This is a genomic window from Bradyrhizobium uaiense, from assembly GCF_010811875.1.
GTDB lineage: Bacteria > Pseudomonadota > Alphaproteobacteria > Rhizobiales > Xanthobacteraceae > Bradyrhizobium > Bradyrhizobium uaiense.
This window is the reverse complement of the sequence record NZ_VKHP01000148.1, coordinates 1-23,555: the sequence shown is the minus strand read 5'-3', so window position 1 is coordinate 23,555 and position 23,555 is coordinate 1. Positions and strand designations below refer to the sequence as shown.

Here is a 23,555-nt window from a genome sequence, read left to right as displayed (position 1 = left end):
CATGCCCGCAGTACGTCACGCCATCGTCGATCTCATCCTTCGGCCGCCGTCTCAGCAATGCCCATATTGCCGAAAGCAAATCCGCGAAAAACAGCGGCGAAAACACAATCTGCCAAAGTAGTGCTAGCTTCGCTCTCGCGGCCGGGGGGCGGCCAAGAGCACTTCCGTAGCACTTCCGTTTGGAGTTCATGATGCCGCTGCTGACCGATCGGCTGGATCCCACAGCGCTCGCCGCGGAGCTTGATGAGAAGGGCTTCGTCTGCATTGAGAATGCGATCGATCCAGCCTGGATCGACCGCGCGCAGGGCTACGTCCATGGCCTGGTCGAGCAGAAGGGCAAGCGCTACTTCGCGCTGAACTGGCTGTCGCGCAACCGGGGCACGCCGCCGCAGGAACTGATCGGCGATCCACAGATGCGCCGGCTCCTCACGAGGCTCGCGCAAATCGGCTGCCCGAAGGCGAAGCTGGACGAGGAAATCTATACCGGCCTGCGCGTCGTCGCCGGTCGCACGGGCGACGAGCGATCGCTGCTCTACCACTACGACAAGCATGTGATCACGGCGCTGGCGCCAATCCTGATCCCGGAAGGGCCGAAGCGGCGCGCCGGCGAGCTGATCGTATTTCCGAACCGCCGTGGCTATCGCCGGTTCGCCCTCTTCAACATCGTCGAGAAGGCGATCACGCAGAGCAACTGGTACCGCAACCGCGTCACACGCAAGCTGGCAGCGGGCGACCCACCGAACATCAAATATCTGAAGCCCGGCAACCTCTATCTGTTCTGGGGCTATCGGACCTATCATGCCAATTTCCCGGTCGCGAGCGACATGGTCCGGGCAACGATGTTGCTCCATTACGGCGATCCGCATCCGGGTAGCCTGATCCTGAAGGCCAACACGGTGCGGCAAAACCGCGACGAGCGCCGCATTGCGCAGGAAGCCCCGTAACACTCTCAGCGCTGCGCTTCGGCCCGCAGATATTCCACCAGCTGCTTGGCCGCGCGCGGCAGCGCCTTGAAGCTGCGGGCGCAGATCGTCAACCGGCGGTTGGCCCAGGCATCGCGGATCCGGATTGTTGTGATCGGCATCGCCGCAGCACACCGCCGCGCCGCGGTTTCCGGAACGACAGCGATGCCGACATCGGCGGCAACCATCTGGCAGATGGCGTCGAAGCCGCGCAGGCGGGCACGGAAGCGCAGCCGCGCACCGAGCTTTGCGGCATGCCGGGAAATATGGACCTGCAGCGCGGACGTTGCCGTGAGGCCGACGAAATCGCGGCCGACGACTTCCTGAAAATCGATCTGGCGGCGGCCGCCGAGATCGCTGCGCCGCGGCGCCACCAGCATCAGCCGGTCCTCGCTGAACAGGAAGCGCTCGACGCTGTCGGGCAGCGCGTGTTCGGCGGCGAAACCGAGGTCGGCAGCCCCGCTGGCGATCGCGGTCGCGATATCGGTGCTCTCGCGCTCCTCGACGTCGACGCTGATATCGGGATGCTCGTGCAGGAATGCCGCCAGCGCCCGCGGCAGATGCTCCGACAGGCCCGAGGTGTTGGCGAGCAGCAGCACGTTGGCGCGGACACCGCTGGCATAGGCGGCGAGATCACTCTGCAGGGCCTCGACATTGTGGAGCACGATTCGGGCATGGCCGAGCAGGCTCTCGCCCGCTGCGGTCAGTTCGACGCCGCGCCGGCCGCGCTTGAGCAGCGCGACACCAAGCGCTTCCTCGAGGCCCTTGATTCGCTCGCTGGCCGAGGCTAGCGCAAGGTTGGCGCGCACCGCGCCCTGGGTAATGCTGCGCGCATCCGCCACCGCGATGAACAATTGCAAGTCGATCAGGTCGAACCGCATGACGTTACCCACCCCCGCCCTTCGGGCTGTCCGAAGGCTATCTCCGTAACCTCCAGATTGTGCCGATCGCATCGATCGGTCAACGTGCAGCCATGGTCGACCATCTCCTGATCTTCATCGCTTTCGCCTTCCTGCTCGCCGGCTTCGTCAAGGGCACTCTCGGTCTCGGTCTGCCGACCGTCGCGATGGGGCTGCTGGCAACCACGATGGCTCCAGGCCAGGCGATTGCGATCGTGATCGTGCCGGCGGTCGTCACCAATATCTGGCAGACCTTCGTCGGCCCCTATCTGCGCGACATCATCAAGCGGCTGTGGCCGCTGATGCTCGGCACCGTCGTCGGTATCTGGATCAATGCCGGGCTGTTGACCGGGCCTTATGCGGCCTACGGCACCGTCGTGCTCGGCGCGCTGCTGGTAATCTACGCGATCGTCGGCCTGAGCAGGTTCAACTTCAAGGTCAGGCGGCGCGACGAGAAATGGGTCGGCGGCATCGTCGGCGTCATCACCGGGTTGATCTCGGCGGCAACCGGCGTTCAGGTCATCCCCTCGATGCCGTTCATGCAGGCGATCGGCATGGAGAAGGACGAGCTGGTGCAGGCGCTCGGCGTCTTCTTCACAACGGCGACCGTGGCGCTCGCCTTCAACCTCACGGCATCGGGCCTGCTGACGGCGGCCACCGCGCTACCGGGGGCGGTCGCGATGGTGGCGTCGTTCACCGGCATGTTCATCGGCCAGGCCGTCCGCACACGGATGCATCCCGAAGTCTTCCGCCGCTGGTTCCTGATCTCGATGATCCTGCTCGGCATCTATCTCGCCGGCAGCGCGCTGCTCAAGATCCACGGCTAGATTCTTGTTTGACGCGTTTTCTTCGCGCGAACCGGTAAGCCACTTCGCTCGAAAACGCTTCGGCGACGGCTAGCGCGCCTCCAGCATGGCGACGCGGACACCGAGATAGACGAAAAGCGCGCCGAGCGAACGGTTGATCCAGGCGATCACGCCGGCCGATTGCCGGATGCGACCGGCGGCCCGCGCCGCAAAGGCCGCGAGGCCGAAGCACCACAGCGTGCCGCCGGTGATGAAGATCAGCCCGAGCACCAGGAAGGCGAGCGTCTTGTGGGCTGAGTCCGCCGCCACGAATTGCGGCAGGAAGGCCAGGAAGAACAGCGCCACCTTGGGATTGAGGATGTTGGTCAGCGCCCCCTGCCAGAACACACGCGAGATCGAGGTCTCGTCGCCCTGCCCCGCGATCTCGGTGATCGGCCTGGCGCGCGACAACAGCATCTGCAGTCCGGTCAGCACAAGATAGGCCGCGCCGATCAGCTTGACGGCCAGGAAGGCGGTCGACGAGGCCATCAGCAGCGCCGACAGCCCGATCGCCGCGCCCAGCACATGGACCAGGCAGCCGCAGCTGATACCGATCGCCGCAGCGGCTCCGCCGCGCCATCCGAGCTGAATCGTGCGCCCTATGATATAAGCGGTATCCGGCCCCGGCGTGACGTTGAGCAGCAGCCCGGACAGGACAAACAGCCAAAGCTCGTGAATTCCCAGCATCGCGGCCACATTAACCTATGTAAGTAACGAACCCGAAAGGACGATCAGCCAGACCCGCGCCATCCCGGCGACACACGAATTCAGTAGAGAAACGGACGTACGATCCGTTGGTCGCATGCCAATTCCTGCTACTATGCATTATAGGTGCACGTAAACCGAGCTTCCGCCGGACCCGGCCTGTCTTGTAAGTATCGGATTCGGTCACCTCGGCTAAGTGGCCATTCCAGGGCACAGGAGACATGGAAAGACGGCTCGCTGCCATTCTTTGCGCTGATATCGCCGGCTATTCCCGCATGATGGGGGTCGACGAGGCGGGGACGCATGCCTCGTTCAAGGCGCATCGCAGCGCGATCTACCCCATCATCCTCAACCATGGCGGCCGAATCGTCAAAAACACCGGCGACGGCTTCCTGCTGGAATTTCCGAGCATCATCGGCGCGATCGAAGCCGCCGTCGCCATGCAGACGCTGATGGCCGAGCGCAACGAGCATTTGCCGGCCGACCGCGCCATGCACTTCCGGATGGGCGTCCACATGGGCGACGTCATGGCCGACGAGGACGAGGTGTTCGGCGACGACGTCAACATCGCCGTCCGTCTCGAGACGGTCGCCGTGCCCGGCGGCATCGCGGTATCGGACAAGGCCAGGACCGAGGCCGGGCGGCGGCTTGCCGTCACGCTCATCGACGCCGGCCCGCACCGCTTCAAGAACATCGCCGAACCGGTCAATGTCTGGACCTGGGCACCGGCCGGATCCGATACCAAGGAACAGGCTCCGGACGACGGGCCGCATCTGCCCGGGCAATACCGGACCGCGATCGTCGGCGTGCTGCCGTTCGACAATCTGAGCGGCAGCGCCGACGAATATTTTTCCGACGGCCTGACCGAGGATCTGATCCACGCGCTGTCGCTGCAATCCTTCTATCGCGTGCTGAGCCGCAACTCGACCTTCGCCTACAAGGGCAAGAACGTCTCGACCCGCCTGATCGCACGCGAGATCGACGCGACTTATCTGATCCAGGGCTCGGTGCGTCGCGCCGGCAACAAGATCCGCGTCACCGCCGAGTTGATCGCGCCCGAAAAAGGCGAACAATTGTGGACCGGCCGCTACGACCGCGACATGGGCGACCTGTTCGCGATGCAGGACGAAATCACCGCGAACCTGTCCGCCGCGGTCGCGCAGGAAATTTACCGCGCCGAGGCATCGGCACCGGCGCGCTCGCCGAATTCCGAGCTGACCGCGTGGGATCGCTTCCTGAAGGGCCTGTCGCACTACTATCACCAGACCAAGGACGATTGCGATACCGCGATCGCGCTGTTCAAGGAGGCGATCGAGCTCGACCCCGCGCTGTCGATCGCGCGCGCCTATCTCGCGCTGATCCAGATCCAGAGCATCCAGTTCGGCTGGATTCCGAGCACGCGCGAATTGTGGGCGACGTCGGTCAGTCTGGCCGAGAGCAGCGTCCGGCTCGACCCGCGCTCTTCGTTCGCGTTTTCGCTGCTGGCCTATCTGCACGCGATGCAGGGCCACTACGAAGCCGCGATGGACGCCATCAAGCGGGCGATCGAGCTCAATCCCTACGACATGGGCGCGCGCGGCGTGCTCGGCATTTGCCACATGGTGATCGGCGACCATCGCCAGGCGGTCGAGCTGTTCTCGACGGCAGTCCAGCGCGGCAACAGCGATCCGCGCTACCAATGGGCCGCGCTGAACGCGTTCAGCCATTATCTGCTCGGGCAATATGACGCATCGCTGTCGTGGTCGCGCGAAGGGCTGTATCTCAACCCGAACCACCTGCAGTGCCTTGCGGTACGCACCGCGGCGCTCGCCCAGCTCGGCCGCGCCGACGAGGCCGCGCAGGCAGCGGAAGCGCTGCTCGCCGACCATCCCGACCTGACGGTGGAGCGTCATTTGCGCAATTTCCACTGGAAGAACCCGGCGGACATTGCGCATTATCGCGACGGCCTCTTGAAAGCCGGCCTCCCCTTTGGCAAACTCGCTCTGGTTGCATCCACATCGAAATTCGCCGTCGATTCCTGAGCGAATTCATCCACCGGTAACGGATGCTTTTTAAGCTGACGTATTTCAGGATGTGGTTTGATGTCCGATACGGCTGCAAGCGAGGCGCCCGCCCCGCAGGTTTCCCCTGACAATCCCTGCCCATTCCTGCGCGCGCTGGTCGCCGGCGGCTATGTCGGCGGCCATGTCGTACCGCTGCCGAAGCTGACCGAAACCATCGACCGCGCCACCGGCAAGACCGGCCTTGCGGCGCTCAACGCCGGCGCGAAGATCTTCATGGTCGCGCAGATGGCCAACGGCATCGGCCCCTTCAGCCAGATCCGCAGCCTGTTGCAGGGCGCGATCCTCGACGAGTTGCGCAACGGCCCGCTCGACAAGCACGGCGCCGGCTCGCGCATCCTCGACCAGCATGCCGTGGTGCATGAGGACGAGATCGCGCGGCTCGGCACCTTCGGCTCGGACTACAAGGCGCCCGACGGCAGCGTCGAGCGCGGGCTGTCGGCCGCCGAGATCAAGATCTTCATGGCGGCAAACTTCCAGCGCGCCAAGGACGAGCATCCGCCGTCCTACGGCATCCTGCACTGCTACTATCCGCTCTTGATGCTCGGCGAGTGGCCGGTGCTGCTCGACATCATGGGCAAGGGCGAAGGCAAGGACCGCTATCTCAGCGTCGCCGAGGCCAGGACCCTGTTCGTGGAAGAACGCTTTCCCGACCGGATCGTCGCGCTGCTCAACGGCTGATCCCGAATGCTTTCAGGGAATGGGCTTCGCACCAAAGCGAAGTGGACATCGGCCGGCGTGAAGTAAACGCGTCAGGATCAAATGCCGATTATTTGAACAGCGGCGTGCCCGGTACGAAGGCATCGAATGCCGCCCAGAATTGCCCGCGATAGCGATCCTGCTCCTGAAGGATCTCGTGCTTGGAGCCGGCGATCACGAGATGCGAGCCGGCGCGCAGATGATAGGCGAACTCCTCGATCGCGGCCGTCGACACCACCTCGTCATTGCTCGCCGCCAGCATCAGGATCGGCTGGCGGATTTCGGACGGATACGACATGCCGCGGAAGGTGCGCATCGCGGTGAACGCGGTGTCGGCCCATGCAATTGTCGGCGCCGCGATGCCGAGCGTCGGGTCTTCTTCCAGGATCGCCGCGTTGCGGGCGTGGCGCACCGGATCGCTGGTCACGGGATTGCCGATGAAGGGCGCGAGCCCGACCAGTTCGCTGCTGCCGCCCGGCACATAATTGCCGCCCTGCCCGGTCAAGCGCATGATCCTGAGCAGCGCGCTCGGAAAGAAAGAGACGCGGCCGCGCGGCAGGTCGATCATCGGCGCCGACAGCACCATGCGGTCGAACCAGCGCTTGCCGGCATGCGCAACCCGCAGCATCACCGCGCCGCCCATCGAATGCGCCAGCGCGAAATAGGGCGGCGGGCAATCCGGCAGCACCACCTGCTGCACGAAGGCCTCGACGTCGACCTCGTAGTCGGCGAAGTCGCGCACATAGCCCTTGCGCGGATCGCGCAGCCGCCGCGACGAGTGGCCCTGCCCGCGCCAGTCGATCATCGCCACCGCAAAACCGCGGTCACGCAGGTCGCGCACGGTCTCGAAATATTTTTCGATCATCTCGCCGCGCCCGCCGAACACGCAGACCGTGCCCTTGCGTCCGGGCGGCGGCGCCCAGCGCGCGAAGCGCAATTCGGCTCCGTCTGATGTCTTGATGGTGCCACTGACAACGTCGTCCGGAACCGGGTTGGCGGGAATCGAGACGAGCGTCATGCGGGAGACCGGGCGTGAAGGGACAGGGTGGAGGTCAAGGGCGCCAGCGCCAAAAAAGCGACGCGGTTTCCGCCTCTTGAACGCGACGTGACCTCTCCCATATCACCCTAGTGCAGGCCGCTACCAGTGTTTCGGAACCGGAACATCAGGCTGCACACATCTAAGCCCGGCCCGATTGGCGGGCGGGTAACTGAAACAGTCGCTCAATGGAGGACTATCCCTATGCGTAGCTACGACCTCACTCCGTTCTATCGTTCCACCGTCGGCTTCGACCGCCTCTTCAACCTGCTCGATCAGGTGACCTCGGACGGCAGCCCCGGCTATCCCCCCTACAACATCGAGCGCACCGGCGAGAATGCTTACCGGATCAGCGTTGCGGTCTCCGGCTTCTCGCAGGCCGAGCTTTCGATCGTCGCGAAGGAGAACACGCTGACGATCAAGGGCGAGAAAACCGCCAACGAGAACTCCGGCAACAGCTCCGAAGTGCTCTATCGCGGCATCGCCTCCCGCGCCTTCGAGCGCGTCTTCCAGCTTGCCGACTTCGTGCAGGTGAAGAACGCTTCGCTCGAGAACGGCCTGCTCCACGTCGATCTCGTCCGCGAGATTCCCGAGGCCAAGAAGCCCCGCAGCATTCCGATCGGCGGCGGCGAGAAGGCCCCGCAGGTCGTTGACGGCTCGGCGAAGGTCGCGGCCTAAGCAACACCTCCCGCGTCAGCAGATATTGGCTCGACGCGAAAACGCCCCGGGAAACCGGGGCGTTTTTTGTTGCCGGTTGCCGCTATTCCAACCCCTGCACCTTCGGCATCTCCTGGGTCGGCAGGATCGCGGGCGGGGGCGCTGCCGGCGATGCGGCCGCTTGACCGACGGTCGGGACCTCAGCCTGCTGAACGGCCTGTGGCGCCGCCGCCTGGGCCTCGGGCGGCTTCGATGCAGCGGCGGCCTGCCCGGCCGGCGCGGGTGCGGCTGCCTGGGTGGGCGCAGGCTGCGGCGCGGCCGTCGGCGGGACGGCGGCCTGGGCCGCCGGAACGGGAGGCTGGGTCGCCGGAGCAGCCGCCGGGGCTCCCGGAGCAGTTGCGGCGGGAGCCTGCGCCAGACCTTGCGCAGACTTGGCACTGAGCGGGCTGCGCTTCGGCACCGGCACGCGGCTCGCGACATGCGGTATCGGGAGCGGTGGCCGCGGCACCCGGGCCTGGATCGCCCGCGGCATCGGACCGGCCGGACCGTAGGTCGCGCTCATCTCCTCCTCGTAATTGTCGCCGAGCCGATAGGCCGGGGTGAAGCGGATGATGTGCCCGTCGCGCGCATCGATCGCCAGCCGGCCGTCATCGCCACCCTGGTCGATCACCGAGATCGTGTAGACGAAACCGCGCTGCTGGGGCGCGCCGAGCGGCAGATAGCCGTTTTCGCGCAGCACCGTGTAGACCTCGACCGGCGGCAGCAGGCTGGGAACGCGGCCGTAGCGCGGCGGCGGCGGAACCTCGGGCATGGCGGCGTAGGGCTCGCCCATGTCGGAGACCCTGACGAAGGACGGGCTGCCGATCCGGGCGGACGTCGCCAGCTGGGCCTGGGCCGAGGCTGCGCTGAGCGCGAGGGCGGCGGCTGCAACCGAACCTGTGAACAACTTCATCGCCGTAACTCCTGTCTGCCCCGCCCGGAGCGTTTCCGCTCTCTTGCCGGCTTGCCCGGGGGCAAAATTTCGGTTTGAAATTCGGCGGTCCTTGGTCGCTCCTTGGGCCAGATCACGGCGTGTTTGCTTCGAATCAGGGGCGCCGCACGCCCGCCGAGCCGTTCGATCCAAGCATGCAGGCGGGGACTTCCTCGCGCTTGTGTGATAGACAAAAATTTGGCAAGGTCGAGGTTAGGACAGCAAGACTGTCTCAATTTCGAGGCCGTCCCGGCACAGGGATTGCAACGAGGACCTTCGTAAGGAGGGCCTCGGCGCCCCGGGCTCCGAGAATGCTGCAGGCAGGGTCGTCCCCTAGGGGACGTTGAAACGCCCGTCGTCTGAATTTAGGAAAATGCGGCTCGCGGCGGACGAGCGGTGGCCCGGTGGGTGCCGCAACGTCCAAGGTGCGCCAAATGCGGTGAGCCCCTTACGAAAGGGAGAGGACACATGAGCGGATCGGAATTCGAGCGCGAAATCATCGTGGCAGATGCGCTGTCGGCGACCGCGGACTCGAAAGCCGCCGATGCCGCGCATGATGCGTCTTTTGGCCCGCACACTCCCGAGCTGCACACCTGGCGCCCGGAAGCCGAAGGCCTGTACGACCTCAGCCTGGAAAAGGACTCCTGCGGCGTCGGCTTCATCGCCAACATCAAGGGCCAGAAGTCGCATCAGATCGTCTCCGACGCGCTGAGCATCCTGTGCAACCTCGAGCATCGCGGCGCCGTCGGCGCCGACCCGCGCGCCGGTGACGGCGCCGGCATCCTGGTGCAGATCCCGCACGCCTTCTTCGCCCGCAAGACCGCAGAGCTCGGCTTCAAGCTGCCGCAGCCCGGCGAATACGCCATCGGCGCGCTGTTCATGCCGCGCGATGCCGCGTGGCGGAACGTGATCAAGAGCATCATCGCCGACGAGATCAAGAACGAGGGCTTCAGGCTGCTCGGCTGGCGTGACGTGCCGTCAGACAATTCCTCGCTCGGCGTCACCGTGAAGCCGACCGAGCCCTACCACATGCAGGTCTTCATCGGCCGCAACAATGCGGTCAAGACCGAGGACGATTTCGAACGCCGGCTCTACATCCTGCGCAAGTCGATCTCGCAGGCGATCTATCAGCGTCGCGACCGCGGCATGGCGGGCTATTACCCGTGCTCGCTGTCGTGCCGCACCGTGATCTACAAGGGCATGTTCCTCGCCGACCAGCTCGGCAAGTACTATCCCGATTTGCATGAAGCGGACTTCGACAGCGCGCTGGCGCTGGTGCATCAACGCTTCTCGACCAACACCTTCCCGACCTGGTCGCTGGCGCATCCCTACCGGATGATCGCCCATAACGGCGAAATCAACACGCTGCGCGGCAACGTCAACTGGATGGCGGCGCGGCAGGCTTCGGTGCATTCGGAAGCTTACGGCAAGGACATCAGCCGTCTCTGGCCGATCTCCTATGAAGGCCAGAGCGACACCGCCTGCTTCGACAACGCGCTCGAATTCCTGGTGCAGGGCGGTTATTCCCTTCCGCATGCAGTCATGATGATGATTCCGGAAGCGTGGGCCGGCAATCCCTTGATGGATGAGCAGCGCCGCGCCTTCTACGAATATCATGCCGCGCTGATGGAGCCGTGGGACGGCCCGGCCGCGATCGCCTTCACCGACGGCCGCAAGATCGGCGCGACGCTCGACCGCAACGGCCTGCGCCCGGCGCGCTACCTCGTCACCAAGGACGACCGCATCGTGATGGCGTCCGAAATGGGGGTGCTGAAGATTCCGGAAGACCAGATCGTCACCAAGTGGCGGCTGCAGCCCGGCAAGATGCTGCTCGTCGACCTCGAGCAGGGCCGCCTGATTCCGGACGACGAGATCAAGGCCGACCTCGCCAAGAGCCACCCCTACAGCGACTGGCTGCATCGTACCCAGATCCAGCTCGAGGAGCTGCCGGACGCACCGGCCAAGGGCGTGCGCTCCAACCTGCCGCTGCTCGATCGCCAGCAGGCGTTCGGCTACAGCCAGGAAGACATCGCGATCCTGATGACGCCGATGGCGGCCACCGGTGAGGAAGCCGCCGGCTCGATGGGCAACGACACGCCGATCTCGGCGCTGTCGGACAAGCCCAAGCAGCTGTTCACCTACTTCAAGCAGAACTTCGCACAGGTCACGAACCCGCCGATCGACCCGATCCGCGAGGAAATCGTGATGAGCCTCGTCTCGATCATCGGGCCGCGGCCGAACCTGTTCGACCTGCAGGGCGTCGCCTCGACCCAGCGCCTCGAAGTGCGGCAGCCGATCCTGACCGACGCCGACCTCGAGAAGATCCGCTCGATCTCCGATGTCGCTGAGACCCACTTCAAGTCGCGCACGCTCGACACCACCTTCCACGCCGGGTTCGGCGCGGCGGGCATGGAGCAGGTGCTCGACGAGCTCTGCGCGCGTGCCGAAGGCGCGGTGCGCGAGGGCATCAACATCATCATCCTGTCGGACCGCATGACCGGCACCGACCGGATTCCGATCCCGTCGCTGTTGGCCTGCGCCGCTGTGCATCACCATCTGATCCGCACCGGACTGCGCACCTCGGTCGGCCTCGTGGTGGAATCCGGTGAGCCGCGCGAAGTGCATCACTTCGCCTGCCTCGCCGGCTACGGCGCCGAAGCGATCAACCCCTATCTCGCGTTCGAAACCATCCTCGCGATGAAGGACCGGCTGCCCGGCGCGCTCGACGACTACGAGATCGTCAAGCGCTACATCAAGTCGATCGGCAAGGGCCTGCTCAAGGTGATGTCCAAGATGGGCATCTCGACCTACCAGTCCTATTGCGGCGCGCAGATCTTCGACGCGGTCGGCCTGAAGGCGGATTTCGTCGCCAAGTATTTCGCCGGCACCCACACCCGCATCGAAGGCGTGGGCCTCGGCGAGATCGCCGAGGAGACCGTGCGACGCCACACCGACGCGTTCGGTGACGGCCAGATCTACAAGAGCGCGCTCGACGTCGGCGGCGAATATGCCTACCGCACCCGCGGCGAGGACCACGCCTGGACCGCGGAATCGGTCTCGACCCTGCAGCATGCCGTGCGCGGCAACTCGCAGGAGCGCTACCGGGCGTTCGCCAAGATCCTCAACGAGCAGTCCGAGCGTCTCTTGACGCTGCGCGGCCTGTTCCGGATCAAGAGCGCCGAGGACGACAAGCGCAAGCCGGTCAAGCTAGAGGATGTCGAGCCGGCCAAGGACATCGTCAAGCGGTTCGCGACCGGCGCGATGTCGTTCGGCTCGATCTCGCGCGAGGCGCACACCACGCTCGCGATCGCGATGAACCGGATCGGCGGCAAGTCGAACACCGGCGAAGGCGGCGAGGAGTCCGACCGCTTCAAGCCGCTGCCGAACGGCGACAGCATGCGCTCGGCGATCAAGCAGGTCGCCTCGGGCCGGTTCGGCGTGACGACGGAATACCTCGTCAACTCCGACATGATGCAGATCAAGATGGCGCAGGGTGCCAAGCCCGGAGAAGGCGGCCAGCTGCCCGGCCACAAGGTCGACGCGACGATCGCCCGCGTCCGCCATTCGACGCCGGGCGTCGGCCTGATCTCGCCGCCGCCGCATCACGACATCTATTCGATCGAAGACCTCGCCCAGCTGATCTACGACCTCAAGAACGTCAATCCGGACGGCCAGGTCTCGGTGAAGCTGGTGTCCGAAGTCGGCGTCGGCACGGTTGCCGCCGGCGTCGCCAAGGCGCGCGCCGACCATGTGACCATCGCGGGCTTCGAGGGCGGCACCGGTGCCTCGCCGCTGACCTCGATCAAGCATGCCGGCTCGCCGTGGGAGATTGGTCTTGCCGAAACCCATCAGACGCTGGTGCGCCAGCGGCTGCGCAGCCGCATCGCAGTCCAGGTCGACGGCGGTTTCCGCACCGGCCGTGACGTCGTGATCGGCGCGCTGCTCGGCGCCGACGAGTTCGGCTTTGCCACCGCGCCGTTGATCGCGGCGGGCTGCATCATGATGCGCAAGTGCCATCTCAACACCTGCCCGGTCGGCGTCGCGACCCAGGATCCGGTGCTGCGCAAGCGCTTCACCGGTCAGCCCGAGCACGTCATCAACTACTTCTTCTTCGTCGCCGAGGAAGTGCGCGAGATCATGGCGCAGCTCGGCTACAAGACGTTCGACGAGATGGTCGGCCAGGTCCAGATGCTGGACCAGACTGCGCTGGTCTCGCACTGGAAGGCCAAGGGCCTCGATTTCTCCAAGCTCTTCGTGCGGCAGAAGGAGGAGAAGGGCCAGACGATCTATCACTCCGAAACCCAGAACCACCATCTGGAAGCCGTGCTCGACCGCCGACTGATCGAGCAGGCGCAGGCCGCGCTCGATCGCGGCGCGCCGGTCAAGATCGAGGAAGAGATCAACAACACCGACCGTTCCGCCGGCGCGATGCTGTCGGGCGCGGTGGCCAAGATCTACGGCCATGCCGGCCTGCCGCTCGACACCATCCATGTCGGCCTGAAGGGCACCGCCGGACAGGCATTCGGCGCCTGGCTCGCCAAGGGCGTCACCTTCGAGCTCGAGGGTGAAGGCAACGACTATGTCGGCAAGGGCCTCTCGGGCGGCTGCATCATCGTCAAGCCGCCGAAGATCTCCGGCATCGTGCCGGAAGAGTCGATCATCGTCGGCAACACCGTGATGTACGGCGCGATCGCGGGCGAGTGCTACTTCCGCGGCATCGCCGGCGAGCGCTTCGCGGTGCGCAACTCCGGTGCGGTCGCGGTCGTCGAAGGCGCCGGCGATCATTGCTGCGAATACATGACCGGCGGCATCGTGGTGGTGCTCGGCAAGACCGGGCGCAACTTCGCGGCCGGCATGTCCGGCGGCATCGCCTATGTGCTGGACGAGACCGGCGACTTCGACAAGCTCTGCAACCTGTCGATGGTCGAGCTGGAGCCGGTGCTGTCGGAGGAGATGATCAACGCCGACACCTACCACCACTCCGGCGATCTCGAGGCGCATGGCCGGGTCGACGTGTTCCAGAACCTGCTCGACTCCGACGTGGAGCGCCTGCACGTGCTGATCACGCGTCACGCCAAGCTGACCGGCTCGAAGAAGGCGGCGGAGATCCTCGCCAATTGGAAGAGCTGGCTGCCGAAGTTCCGCAAGGTGATGCCGGTGGAGTACCGCCGCGCGCTGAAGGAAATGAAGGCGAACGCCGACGCCGAGCCGAAAATCGCGATCGGCGCGTAGTATTACCGGGCGTCGTTCCGGGGGCGCGCCAAGTGCGCGAGCCCGGAATCTCGCAAAACCACTTCGAGACCTCCGGGTCTGCGCCTCGCGGCGCAGCCGGAATGACGGAACAACTGAGATGCAGGGGCATCGGGTTTCAATGGGTAAGATCACAGGTTTTCTCGAGATCGAGCGGCATGACCGCAAGTACGAGCCGGTCGCCGAGCGGCTCAAGAACTTCAACGAATTCGTCATTCCGCTGAGCGAGAAGGACACGCGCGACCAGGCCGCGCGCTGCATGAATTGCGGCATCCCCTATTGCCACGGGACCGGCTCGGTCCAGCCGGGCACGCCGGGCTGCCCGGTCAACAACCAGATCCCCGATTTCAACGACCTCGTCTATCAGGGCAACTGGGAAGAGGCCTCGCGCAACCTGCACTCGACCAACAACTTCCCCGAGTTCACCGGCCGGATCTGCCCGGCGCCGTGCGAGGCGTCCTGCACGCTGAACATCGACAACAACCCGGTGACCATCAAGACCATCGAATGCGCGATCGTCGACCGCGCCTGGGACAATGGCTGGCTGAAGCCGGAGATCGCTCCGCAGAAGACCGGCAAGAAGGTCGCCGTGATCGGCTCCGGCCCCGCCGGCATGGCCGCGGCGCAGCAGCTCGCACGCGCCGGCCACGAGGTGCATGTCTACGAGAAGTTCGCCAAGGCCGGCGGCCTGCTGCGCTATGGCATTCCCGACTTCAAGATGGAGAAGGGCATCATCGACCGCCGCGTGGCGCAGATGGAAGCCGAGGGCGTTACCTTCCACTACGGCAAGGCCGTGGGCGGAAGCACCCCCAATGCGATCGATCCGCAGGAGCTCGCCAGGCAATATGACGCCGTGGCGCTGACCGGCGGCGCGGAAGCGCCGCGCGATCTGCCGATCCCGGGCCGTGACCTTTCCGGCATCCACTTCGCGATGGACTTCCTGCCGCAGCAGAACCGCCGCGTCTCCGGCGAGCCGCTGAACGGCACCGCCGACATCCTCGCCGGCGGCAAGCATGTCGTCGTCATCGGCGGCGGCGACACCGGATCGGACTGCATCGGCACTTCGTTCCGGCAGGGTGCGAAGTCGGTGACCCAGCTCGAGATCATGCCGGCGCCGCCCGAGCACGAGAACAAGGGCGTGACCTGGCCGAACTGGCCGCTGAAGATGCGGACGTCGTCGAGCCAGGCCGAAGGCGCGGTGCGCGAATACGCCGTGCTGACGACCAAGTTCGAAGGCAAGGACGGCAAGGTCACCAAGCTGCATTGCGTCAAGGTCGACGACAAGTTCAAGCCGCTGCCCGGCACCGAGTTCACACTCGACGCCGAGCTCGTGCTGCTGGCGATGGGCTTCGTGCATCCGGTGCACGAGGGCCTGCTCAAGACGCTCGGCGTCGACCTCGACCAACGCGGCAACGTCCGTGCGTCCCTGCACGACTACCAGACCTCGCGCGCGAAGATCTTCTCCGCAGGCGACATGCGCCGCGGCCAGTCGCTCGTGGTCTGGGCGATCCGCGAAGGCCGCCAATGCGCGCGCTCGATCGACACGTTCCTGATGGGGAAGACGGATTTGCCGGGGTAAGTGCGCCGGCGGACACGCCGAACTGCATCTCACAAACTCAGCTTTCATCGCCCGCGAAAGCGAAAGCGGGCGATCCAGTATTCCAGAGACGTCAGAGATCAAACGGAGAGGCCGCGGCGTACTGGATGCCCGCATGCGCGGGCATGACACGCGACGGCAGAGCGTGTGACTCCGGCTAGTTCTGCACCCGCACCCCGAGCATCACCACGGTCGATGCCGAGCTCTGTCCCGGCTGGTTCGAATCCAGCCAGTCGCGGCGCACGGTGCCCTTGATCCAGAGGCTGCGGGTCAACTTGTAGATCAGGTCACCCGACACCGAGTAGATCGTGTCGGTGCGGTTGTCGCCCTGGTAATCGAGCGTGCCGTAGGTGAACTTACCGATGCCGGTCAGCCAGCGGCGGAAGTCGTGGTCGACCTCGACGGTGTAGGTGCGCGACAGCACGCCCGAGGTGCCGGGCAGCGTCGTCTCGCCGAGTTGGGTGTCGGAATAGAATTTGGCCGTGGTCAGCGGCGTCGCATTCCAGGTCAGCGAGGCGGTGGTGAGCAAGCCCTCGAGCGGGCTAAGCCGCGGGTCGACATAGTCACGCCTGGCATAGCCGATCGAGATTTCGCCGAACAGAATCCGCGTGAATTCGAACGACGTACCGGCCTTGACGTAGCCGCCCGACGAATTGCGCGCGTAACCATTGCGGTCGAGATAGAGATCATGGAAGCGGCTGTCGCCCTCCACTTCCACGAACGGCTTCACGGCCGGATTGAGCTCATAGCTGACGCGGCCGACGCCGCCATATTGGGTGAAGTTGCGGTCGTCGTTCGACGACGAGGTGCCGTCCGTGAGCTTCGACCATTGATAGTCGGTGCGGTCGACGGTGCCGCCGAGTGAGACCTGCATGCGATTGAAGTGCTGGTCGATGCCGAAGGTGCCGCCGACCGTGGTGTAGATCGGATATCTGGCGAGGCCGGCCTGCACGTTCGGGCTGCCGGGATTGTCGGTCGAGACCAGCAGACGGGCCTGCCCCAACAGATGCGTGTCTCTGGAGACATCGAGACGGCCGTCGATGTGGCCGGTGAAATTCGGACGGTCGATGTCGAGCGGCGCCGACAGCGGCGTGCCGTCAATCGGCGTGAGCTGGGAGCCGTAGCCGGTGAATGAGCCGCGCAGATCGGCGACGACGGCGTGACGCTCCCAGTCCGACATCGCGACGAACTCCGGCGCAACCATGTAGAACGCCTTGCCCTGCGGCGAATTCAAGCGACCCGGATTGGTGTCGTAGCCGGCCATCACCTCGACCGCGGTCTTGACCATGAACGAGCCGGCGTAGTCGCCGACCGCGCCGAACGGATCGTCGTCCACCTTGAGCCGCTTGCGCGGCGGCTGGCCGACGATGGTGCCGGCCATCGCCGGCGGCAGCGGCGGCTTGTTGGCGGTCTCCGACGGCGGGATCGACAGCCGCAACTGCCCGGCTGCGGTCAGCGGCTGCGGCGTGGGCACCGGCGAGCCAGGTCCCGGCGGCGGCTTCGGCTTGGCCTGTCCTGGGTAGTATTTCGGCTTCAGGCGCTTGCGGTTGAGCGAGTCATAGCCCGACGTCGCCGCGCCATTCGCGGCGGGGAGACCATAGGTCGGCACCTGCCCGATGCGTTGCGTGGTCGATGTCGATGACGAAGACGAACGCCGGTCGCGGTCGGCGTCCGGCAGCCTCAAACCGTTGAGCGGATCCATGGCATCGACCGGGGTCCGGCGCAGCGGCGAATCCTGCGTGATCACCTGGCTCTGCCGGTTCGGGCTGAACAAATCCGGTGTCACGGTCTGGGCCCTGGCGAGCCCGGTCGTCGCGGTCAGTACAAGACATGGCAAAACCACGCGAACGGGGCGTCCACGCCGATTTGGGCCGCTTGCTGGCCGCCGCCACACGATGGAAATACTCCAACGAATTCATGTACTTGACGTACGCATTCCACCGGGTGGCGAAAAACGTCGTTAATGGAGTTAAAACAATTATGGTTAATGAGCCGTTGAGGATCCGCCGCCGCGCGTCGCGTCGCGGAATCGAACGTGCTAAGGGAGACGCCCGGGTGCAAAACCCCTCCCCTGGAATCCGTAATGGCCAAACCGAAACCGCTGATGACCAAATCATCCGGCCACGATGACGGCGCCGTTCAGTCGGCGCTCCGCACCCTCGATGCCGAAGCAAGCGGCGTCGCTGCGCTCTCTGCGGCGCTCAAGTCCGATCTCGGCGCGTCGTTCGGCGCGGCGGCCGAACTGATCCGCAACGCCAAGGGGCGGTTGATCGTGACCGGGCTCGGCAAGTCCGGGCACATCGGCCGCAAGATCGCGGCGACCTTCGCCTCGACCGGCACGCCGGCGTTCTTCGTGCACTCGGCCGAAGCGAGCCATGGCGACCTCGGCATGATCACGACTGAGGACGTGATGCTCGCACTGTCATGGTCCGGCGAGCAGGCCGAGATGCGCAATCTGATTGCCTACGCTGCGCGCTTCGGCATTCCGCTGATCGCGATGACGGCCGACAAGGACTCGACGCTGAGCAAGGCCGCCGATGTGCAACTGACGCTGCCGAAGGCCCGCGAGGCCTGCCCGCACAATCTGGCGCCGACCACCTCCTCGCTGATGATGCTGGCGCTCGGCGATGCGTTGGCGATCGCGCTGCTCGAAGGCCGCGGCTTCACCTCGACCGATTTCAGCGTGCTGCATCCGGGCGGCAAGCTCGGCGCGCTGCTGAAATATGCCCGCGACCTGATGCATAGCGGCGAGGCGCTGCCGCTGAAGCCGCTCGGCACCAGGATGTCGGATGCGCTGGTCGAGATGACGTCCAAGGGCTTTGGCTGCGTCGGCATCGTCGACGGCCACGGCCATCTCGTCGGCATCGTCACCGACGGCGACCTGCGCCGGCAGCTGACGCGCCCCGACCTGTTGACCCTGTCGGTCGACGAGGTCATGACCAGGACGCCGAAGACGATCGGCCGCGACACGCTGGCCGGTGAGGCGCTGGAGCTGCTCAACGCCTCACAGATCACGACGCTGATCGTGACCGACGCGAAGAAGCCGGTCGGCATCATCCATCTGCACGATCTGCTGCGCGCGGGCGTGGCGTAGGCCCTCTTTGTCATTCCGGGGCGCGCCACCGAACTCGGGTTTACCCGAGTTCGGAATTCTAGATTGGTCCAAGTCGGCAACAGCCGACTTGGATGCGCGAGCCCGGAATCCATACTCACGATGGTGGTTATGGATTCCGGGCTCGCCGCTTCGCGTCGCCCTCAGATGCGCAACTGCGCATCGGGGAATGACAGCCGTTACTGCGGAAATCTTGCCGCCGTCGCCTCCAGCGGCAGGGCCAGCGCGTTGGCGAGGTAGGAGACCGTGCGGTAGAAGCCGCACAGCAGGATGATCTCCAGAACCTGATCCTCATCATAATGCGCCGACAGCGCCGAGAATTCCGCGTCATTAAGTGTCGCGCGCGCATGCAGCGCGTCGACCGCCGCGATCATGGCCTGTTCGGCCGGCGACCAGCAATCGGCATCGGCCTTGCCGTGCACAATGGCATGGACCTGCTGCTCCGAGAGCCCGGCGGCCGCGCCGAACGCCGTGACGTGCACGCCCCATTCATATTCGCATTCGTTGAGCGCGCAGGTGCGGTCGATCACGATCTCGCGTTCCCGCAGCGGCAGCGGCCCGCGGTCCAGCAGGCTGCCGCCGCGGAATTTCTCCCAGGCACGCGGATGGCCGGCCATCATGCGGAACAGCACCAGCGGCGGCTTGCCGCGCATGATGCGATCGAAATGCTGTTGAACGTCCGCCGCATAGGGCGGATCGAGCGGTGCGATGCGTGACATGGGCTGATCTCAATGCTACATTTACTGTAGCGATACGCTACAATATCTGTAGCCAACAATGCAAGAGAGATCCGAGAGGGAGTCGCGAGATGGCGAAACAGGCCCCAGCCGCAAAACCCGGCATCCGTGGTTCGCGGACCGGCCGTCCGATCATGGCGCTGCTCGATCTGCTCGGGCGCCGCTGGACCTTGCGCATCATCTGGGAGCTGCGCGAGGGCCCGCTGACCTCGCGCGCGTTGCGCAGCGCCTGCGACGAGGCCTCACCGACCATCCTGCAGACGCGATTGACCGAGCTCCGCGAAGCGGGCTTCGTCGAGCTGACGGACGATGGTTACGGCCTCACTGCGCTAGGCCGTGAGCTGTTTGCGACCTTCACGCCGCTCAATCGCTTCGCCGAGCGCTGGAGCAAGCACGCTGGCAGCTAGACCGCGGCCACCGTCAGGCTGGCGCCGTCGGCGCGGACGACCTTGACCCGGCTGCCGGCGGGCGCATCGGGGCCGGCGACGCGCCAGACGGTGTCGTCGATCCGCACGGTGCCCGATCCGTCGACGATCGGCTTCTCCAGCGTGAATTCGCGGCCGACCAAGGCTTCGTTGCGGCGGTTGAGGAACGGATTGCTCTTGCTCGCCTCGGTCGCGCCATTGGCAAAATGCCGCCAGGCCGGCACCGCCAGCGCGGCGAACACCGCGAACATCAGGAGCTGCATCTGCCACGACGGCGTCAACACGAACGACAGCAGACCGACCAGGAGTGCCGCGAGCCCGAGCCAGAACAGGAACACCCCGGGCGCCGCAAGCTCCAGCGCCATCAGGATGAAGCCGAAGATCAGCCAGTTCCAGGTACCCAACGTCGAAAACATCTCGGCCATGACGTGACCTCTAAGTGCCTCCACAGCGGAGGTGCGCTCCCTCTCCCCTTGTGGGAGAGGGTTGGGGTGAGGGGTCGCGGTCTCTCCGCGGAGAGAGACCCCTCACCCGTATCGCATCTTCGATGCGATACGACCTCTCCCACAAGGGGGGAGGTGAAACGAGTCCGCCGACCGGCGCCGGCAACTCACCGCTGCGGCGGCACCGGCGGAGGCGGCGTCGGACCAGCCGGCGGCACCGAGCCACCGCGCCGCGCCGCAGCCGTGGCGGATGCCGCGCTCTCGCCGAAGGTGGCGCGGGCGATTTCGCCGATGCCGGCGAGCGATCCCAGCACGCTGGTGGCTTCGATCGGCAGCATCAGGATCTTCTGGTTCGGCGACTCCGCGAGCTGGCCGAACGCCTTGATGTATTTGTCGGCGATGAAGTAGTTCAGCGCCGCGACGTCGCCCTTGGCGATCGAGTCCGACACCATCTGGGTCGCCTTCGCTTCAGCCTCGGCAAGACGCTCGCGCGCCTCGGCGTCGCGGAAGGCAGCCTCGCGGCGGCCCTCGGCTTGCAGGATCTGGCCCTGCTTGGCGCCCTCGGCGCGCAGGATCTCTGACTGCCGCTGGCCTTCCGCCTGCAGGATGTCGGCCCGCTTGACGCGCTCGGCCTTCATCTGCCGGCCCATCGCCTCGACCAGGTCGGCCGGCGGCACGATGTCCTTGATCTCGATGCGGTTGACCTTGAGGCCCCAGGGCGAGACCGCGGCGTCGACCACGCGCAACAGTCGTTCATTGATCTCATCGCGATGCGACAGCACCTGGTCGAGATCCATCGAGCCCATCACCGAACGGATGTTGGTCATGGTCAGCACGACGATCGCCTGGTTGAGATTGGCGACCTCGTAGCTCGCCTTCGCCGCGTCGAACACCTGGAAGAAGGCGACGCCGTCCACCGTCACGGTGGCGTTGTCCTTGGTGATCACCTCCTGTTCGGGGATGTTGATCACCTGCTCCATCATGTTGATCTTGCGACCGATGCGATCGAAATACGGCACGATCAGATTGAGGCCGGGCGACAGTGTACGGGTGTATTTGCCGAACCGCTCGATGGTCCAGTCAAAGCCCTGCGGAACGGTCTTGATCCCGGCGAACAGCGTAACGATGACGAGAAGAACAAAGGCGATCGCGAAAATGTCGAAGCCAGTCATAAAGTCCCTCCAAGGCCCGCGCGACCTGCGAGACCGTCTCCAGGCACGGCCGTGCATTGGTCGGCAGGACCGCTGCGCCGGTTCAGCCGGCTGTTGTTCTACCTAGCACATAGGAAGCGGTTGTGCGGGCCGCCAGATACGTGAAGGCTGAACGAATGGTTGTGGCCCGATGTCACGGATCGTTAACAAAGGGCTTCAGCCCTCCTAGATCCAGCCCTGAAGCTCGCGCAGCACGAGCTGCCGGATCACGTCCATGCCGCCGTCGCTGTCGTTGAGGCAGGGGATGGCCGCGAACTGCTCGCCGCCATTGTGCCGGAAGATCTCGGCATTCTCCTGCGCGATCTCCTCCAGCGTCTCCAGGCAATCGGCGGAGAAGCCGGGCGTGACCACGGCCATTCGCCGCATGCCGTCCTTCGCCAGCTTCTCGACCGTCTTGTCGGTATAAGGTTGCAGCCACTCGGCATTGCCGAAGCGCGACTGGAAGGTGAGAATCAGCCGGTTGGCATCGAGCCCGAGCCGCTTGCGCAGCGCGTTGGTCGTGGCGATGCACTGCGCCAGATAGGGATCGCCCTTGTCGACATACTCTTTCGGCATGCCGTGGAACGAGGCGAGGATAACCTCGGGCTGGAACGACAGAGTAGCAAGATGCTCGTTGATCGAAACTGCGAGCGCCTCGATGTAATCGGGGTCGTCGTAGTAGGGCGGCGTCACCCGCAGGATCGGCTGCGCGCGCATGGCGGCCAGCACACGAAACGCCTCGTCACAGACGGTCGCCGACGTCGCCGCGGAATATTGCGGATAGAGCGGCACCACCAGCAGCCGGCCACAGCCCTGCGCGGCCAGTGCCTCGATGCGCTCTTTCATCGAGGGATTGCCGTAGCGCATCGCCCAGTCGACCACGACGTGATCGTGATCGGCAATCGCCTCCGCCAGCTTGTCGGCCTGCGAGCGCGTGATGGTCTTCAGCGGCGACTCGTTCTTCTCGGTGTTCCAGATCTTCAGATAGTCGCGCGCCTTGCGGGCCGGACGGACGCGCAGGATGATGCCGTTGAGAATCAGCTTCCAGAGCAGGCCCTGATCCTCGATCACCCGCGGATCAGATAAAAATTCCTTGAGGTAGACCCGCACGCCCGCGGCATCCGCGGTATCCGGCGTGCCGAGATTGACCAGGAGCACGCCGACGCGCTCCGGCTTCGGCGCCGCGGCGGGCTTCGCGCTCTCGAACGGGATCACGGTGCTCATGATGGCCTTGCGCCTGAAGTCCTTGGCTTGGTGGCTTTGGGCTTCGCGCGTTGCTCCAACCTTGTCAAGCCGAGTGCCGGTTGGCTACGTTCCGCTGCGTGAATGAGGGGAAACCATGACGATCGCCGAATGGTGCGTCTTCGGGACGCTGATGCTGTCGATGCTGACGATCGTATCGGTGAAATGGACCGGCTTCCGCGGGTTCGACAATGCGAAGCCGCGCGATCCCGACTTCTATGACGATCCGATCCGCTCGCGCGCGCTCGGCGCGCACCAGAACGGCCTCGAGGCCTTGCCGTTCTTCGCCTTCGCCGTGCTGCTCGCCGAATTCCGCGTCGGTCCGCTGCGGCTGATCGACGAACTCGCCGTGCTGTTCCTGATCGTGCGGATCGCCTACGTCTTCACCTATATCGGCAACCGCCCGACCTTGCGCTCGATCCTCTGGAGCATCGGCTTTGCGATCAACATCGCGATCTTCCTGCTGCCGGCGATCCGGGGATATCTGACACGGTGAGTTGCCTCTCTCCCTGCCCCCGTTGTTACGTGAGGTGAGTACGCCGGTCAGGCTCCCTCTCCCCTTGCGGGAGAGGGTTAGGGTGAGGGGTGCCGCTTGCTCAGCTGCTTGTTAGGTGCGGGCGCTTACCAAGCGGCGAGCGAGCTCTTGGCTGATGGAGCTTTGCTCGCCCTCGTACATCTCTCCCGGGGCCACCCCTCTCCCCACCCTCTCCCGCAAGGGGAGAGGGA

19 protein-coding genes are annotated in these 23,555 nt (G+C 65.2%); 10 read left to right on the top strand and 9 right to left on the bottom strand.

The genetic code is table 11. The features are described 5' to 3' along the window. Nucleotides 1-191 precede the first annotated feature (191 nt). Nucleotides 192-944, top strand: a complete 753-nt coding sequence (locus FNJ47_RS29285) for a hypothetical protein (RefSeq protein ID WP_163159433.1) — start codon at nt 192-194, stop codon at nt 942-944. 5 nt (nt 945-949) lie between these two features. Here FNJ47_RS29285 and FNJ47_RS29280 read toward each other — a convergent pair whose 3' ends face one another. Further along, nucleotides 950-1,843 carry a LysR family transcriptional regulator gene (locus FNJ47_RS29280; protein WP_163159437.1) on the bottom strand — a complete coding sequence of 298 codons (894 nt, stop codon included), beginning with the start codon at nt 1,841-1,843 and terminating at the stop codon, nt 950-952. 92 nt (nt 1,844-1,935) lie between these two features. Here FNJ47_RS29280 and FNJ47_RS29275 point away from each other — a divergent pair, with 92 nt between their 5' ends. Further along, entirely contained in the window at nt 1,936-2,688 is a 753-nt protein-coding gene (locus FNJ47_RS29275; RefSeq protein ID WP_163159431.1) for a sulfite exporter TauE/SafE family protein, read from the top strand. A 69-nt stretch (nt 2,689-2,757) separates the two neighbouring features. On the opposite strand, the gene FNJ47_RS29270 is transcribed toward FNJ47_RS29275, so the two are convergent. Continuing rightward, complete coding sequence (locus FNJ47_RS29270; protein WP_163159429.1) at nt 2,758-3,393, bottom strand: LysE family translocator; 636 nt, start codon at nt 3,391-3,393, stop codon at nt 2,758-2,760. 239 nt (nt 3,394-3,632) lie between these two features. Here FNJ47_RS29270 and FNJ47_RS29265 point away from each other — a divergent pair, with 239 nt between their 5' ends. Beyond that, entirely contained in the window at nt 3,633-5,432 is a 1,800-nt protein-coding gene (locus FNJ47_RS29265) for an adenylate/guanylate cyclase domain-containing protein (RefSeq protein ID WP_163159427.1), read from the top strand. Between the two features lie 60 nt (nt 5,433-5,492). Next, entirely contained in the window at nt 5,493-6,152 is a 660-nt protein-coding gene (locus tag FNJ47_RS29260; RefSeq protein WP_163159426.1) for a hypothetical protein, read from the top strand. Nucleotides 6,153-6,240: 88 nt separating this feature from the next. Here FNJ47_RS29260 and FNJ47_RS29255 read toward each other — a convergent pair whose 3' ends face one another. Then, nucleotides 6,241-7,188 carry an alpha/beta hydrolase gene (locus FNJ47_RS29255; RefSeq protein WP_163159424.1) on the bottom strand — a complete coding sequence of 316 codons (948 nt, stop codon included), beginning with the start codon at nt 7,186-7,188 and terminating at the stop codon, nt 6,241-6,243. Nucleotides 7,189-7,410: 222 nt separating this feature from the next. On the opposite strand from FNJ47_RS29255, the gene FNJ47_RS29250 reads away from it, so the two are divergent. Continuing rightward, complete coding sequence (locus tag FNJ47_RS29250; protein WP_163159422.1) at nt 7,411-7,884, top strand: Hsp20 family protein; 474 nt, start codon at nt 7,411-7,413, stop codon at nt 7,882-7,884. Nucleotides 7,885-7,966: 82 nt separating this feature from the next. Here the strand turns inward: FNJ47_RS29250 and FNJ47_RS29245 are convergent, their stop codons facing one another. Next, nucleotides 7,967-8,815 (bottom strand): hypothetical protein, encoded by an 849-nt coding sequence (locus tag FNJ47_RS29245; protein ID WP_163159420.1) that lies wholly within the window; start codon nt 8,813-8,815, stop codon nt 7,967-7,969. 486 nt (nt 8,816-9,301) lie between these two features. Between FNJ47_RS29245 and gltB the strand changes: the two genes are divergently transcribed. Together gltB and FNJ47_RS29235 are read left to right on the top strand one after the other, a co-directional pair. Continuing rightward, the gene (gene gltB, locus FNJ47_RS29240) at nt 9,302-14,065 is read left to right on the top strand and encodes a glutamate synthase large subunit (RefSeq protein WP_163159418.1); all 4,764 of its coding nucleotides are present in this window, start codon (nt 9,302-9,304) and stop codon (nt 14,063-14,065) included. 139 nt (nt 14,066-14,204) lie between these two features. Continuing rightward, nucleotides 14,205-15,662, top strand: coding sequence for a glutamate synthase subunit beta (locus FNJ47_RS29235; RefSeq protein ID WP_163159416.1), 1,458 nt, complete (start codon nt 14,205-14,207; stop codon nt 15,660-15,662). 175 nt (nt 15,663-15,837) lie between these two features. Here FNJ47_RS29235 and FNJ47_RS29230 read toward each other — a convergent pair whose 3' ends face one another. After that, on the bottom strand, nt 15,838-17,517 hold the full coding sequence (locus FNJ47_RS29230) for an outer membrane beta-barrel protein (RefSeq protein ID WP_163159436.1): 1,680 nt from the start codon (nt 17,515-17,517) through the stop codon (nt 15,838-15,840). A 246-nt stretch (nt 17,518-17,763) separates the two neighbouring features. Here FNJ47_RS29230 and FNJ47_RS29225 point away from each other — a divergent pair, with 246 nt between their 5' ends. Continuing rightward, entirely contained in the window at nt 17,764-18,774 is a 1,011-nt protein-coding gene (locus tag FNJ47_RS29225; RefSeq protein ID WP_163159414.1) for a KpsF/GutQ family sugar-phosphate isomerase, read from the top strand. A 197-nt stretch (nt 18,775-18,971) separates the two neighbouring features. On the opposite strand, the gene FNJ47_RS29220 is transcribed toward FNJ47_RS29225, so the two are convergent. Then, on the bottom strand, nt 18,972-19,511 hold the full coding sequence (locus FNJ47_RS29220; RefSeq protein WP_163159412.1) for a carboxymuconolactone decarboxylase family protein: 540 nt from the start codon (nt 19,509-19,511) through the stop codon (nt 18,972-18,974). A gap of 89 nt (nt 19,512-19,600) precedes the next feature. On the opposite strand from FNJ47_RS29220, the gene FNJ47_RS29215 reads away from it, so the two are divergent. After that, complete coding sequence (locus FNJ47_RS29215) at nt 19,601-19,936, top strand: winged helix-turn-helix transcriptional regulator (protein ID WP_163159410.1); 336 nt, start codon at nt 19,601-19,603, stop codon at nt 19,934-19,936. On the opposite strand, the gene FNJ47_RS29210 is transcribed toward FNJ47_RS29215, so the two are convergent. From FNJ47_RS29210 to hemH, 3 genes are all read right to left on the bottom strand, one after another. After that, entirely contained in the window at nt 19,933-20,379 is a 447-nt protein-coding gene (locus FNJ47_RS29210) for an NfeD family protein (protein WP_163159408.1), read from the bottom strand. The two genes, FNJ47_RS29215 and FNJ47_RS29210, sit on opposite strands and share 4 nt — an antisense overlap. Nucleotides 20,380-20,564: 185 nt before the next feature. After that, on the bottom strand, nt 20,565-21,569 hold the full coding sequence (locus FNJ47_RS29205) for an SPFH domain-containing protein (RefSeq protein WP_163159406.1): 1,005 nt from the start codon (nt 21,567-21,569) through the stop codon (nt 20,565-20,567). A 204-nt stretch (nt 21,570-21,773) separates the two neighbouring features. Further along, entirely contained in the window at nt 21,774-22,811 is a 1,038-nt protein-coding gene (gene hemH, locus FNJ47_RS29200) for a ferrochelatase (protein WP_165445923.1), read from the bottom strand. Nucleotides 22,812-22,926: 115 nt separating this feature from the next. On the opposite strand from hemH, the gene FNJ47_RS29195 reads away from it, so the two are divergent. Continuing rightward, on the top strand, nt 22,927-23,325 hold the full coding sequence (locus FNJ47_RS29195) for an MAPEG family protein (RefSeq protein WP_163159404.1): 399 nt from the start codon (nt 22,927-22,929) through the stop codon (nt 23,323-23,325). The last annotated feature ends 230 nt before the right edge of the window (nt 23,326-23,555 follow it).

Bases quoted from the DNA above. Each gene is read 5' to 3' on its own strand.
- FNJ47_RS29285 (WP_163159433.1), top strand. From the start codon at position 192: ATGCCGCTGCTGACCGATCGGCTGGATCCCACAGCGCTCGCCGCGGAG.
- FNJ47_RS29280 (WP_163159437.1), bottom strand. From the start codon at position 1,843: ATGCGGTTCGACCTGATCGACTTGCAATTGTTCATCGCGGTGGCGGAT.
- FNJ47_RS29275 (WP_163159431.1), top strand. From the start codon at position 1,936: ATGGTCGACCATCTCCTGATCTTCATCGCTTTCGCCTTCCTGCTCGCC.
- FNJ47_RS29270 (WP_163159429.1), bottom strand. From the start codon at position 3,393: ATGCTGGGAATTCACGAGCTTTGGCTGTTTGTCCTGTCCGGGCTGCTG.
- FNJ47_RS29265 (WP_163159427.1), top strand. From the start codon at position 3,633: ATGGAAAGACGGCTCGCTGCCATTCTTTGCGCTGATATCGCCGGCTAT.
- FNJ47_RS29260 (WP_163159426.1), top strand. From the start codon at position 5,493: ATGTCCGATACGGCTGCAAGCGAGGCGCCCGCCCCGCAGGTTTCCCCT.
- FNJ47_RS29255 (WP_163159424.1), bottom strand. From the start codon at position 7,188: ATGACGCTCGTCTCGATTCCCGCCAACCCGGTTCCGGACGACGTTGTC.
- FNJ47_RS29250 (WP_163159422.1), top strand. From the start codon at position 7,411: ATGCGTAGCTACGACCTCACTCCGTTCTATCGTTCCACCGTCGGCTTC.
- FNJ47_RS29245 (WP_163159420.1), bottom strand. From the start codon at position 8,815: ATGAAGTTGTTCACAGGTTCGGTTGCAGCCGCCGCCCTCGCGCTCAGC.
- gltB (WP_163159418.1), top strand. From the start codon at position 9,302: ATGAGCGGATCGGAATTCGAGCGCGAAATCATCGTGGCAGATGCGCTG.
- FNJ47_RS29235 (WP_163159416.1), top strand. From the start codon at position 14,205: ATGGGTAAGATCACAGGTTTTCTCGAGATCGAGCGGCATGACCGCAAG.
- FNJ47_RS29225 (WP_163159414.1), top strand. From the start codon at position 17,764: ATGGCCAAACCGAAACCGCTGATGACCAAATCATCCGGCCACGATGAC.
- FNJ47_RS29220 (WP_163159412.1), bottom strand. From the start codon at position 19,511: ATGTCACGCATCGCACCGCTCGATCCGCCCTATGCGGCGGACGTTCAA.
- FNJ47_RS29215 (WP_163159410.1), top strand. From the start codon at position 19,601: ATGGCGAAACAGGCCCCAGCCGCAAAACCCGGCATCCGTGGTTCGCGG.
- FNJ47_RS29210 (WP_163159408.1), bottom strand. From the start codon at position 20,379: ATGGCCGAGATGTTTTCGACGTTGGGTACCTGGAACTGGCTGATCTTC.
- FNJ47_RS29205 (WP_163159406.1), bottom strand. From the start codon at position 21,569: ATGACTGGCTTCGACATTTTCGCGATCGCCTTTGTTCTTCTCGTCATC.
- hemH (WP_165445923.1), bottom strand. From the start codon at position 22,811: ATGAGCACCGTGATCCCGTTCGAGAGCGCGAAGCCCGCCGCGGCGCCG.
- FNJ47_RS29195 (WP_163159404.1), top strand. From the start codon at position 22,927: ATGACGATCGCCGAATGGTGCGTCTTCGGGACGCTGATGCTGTCGATG.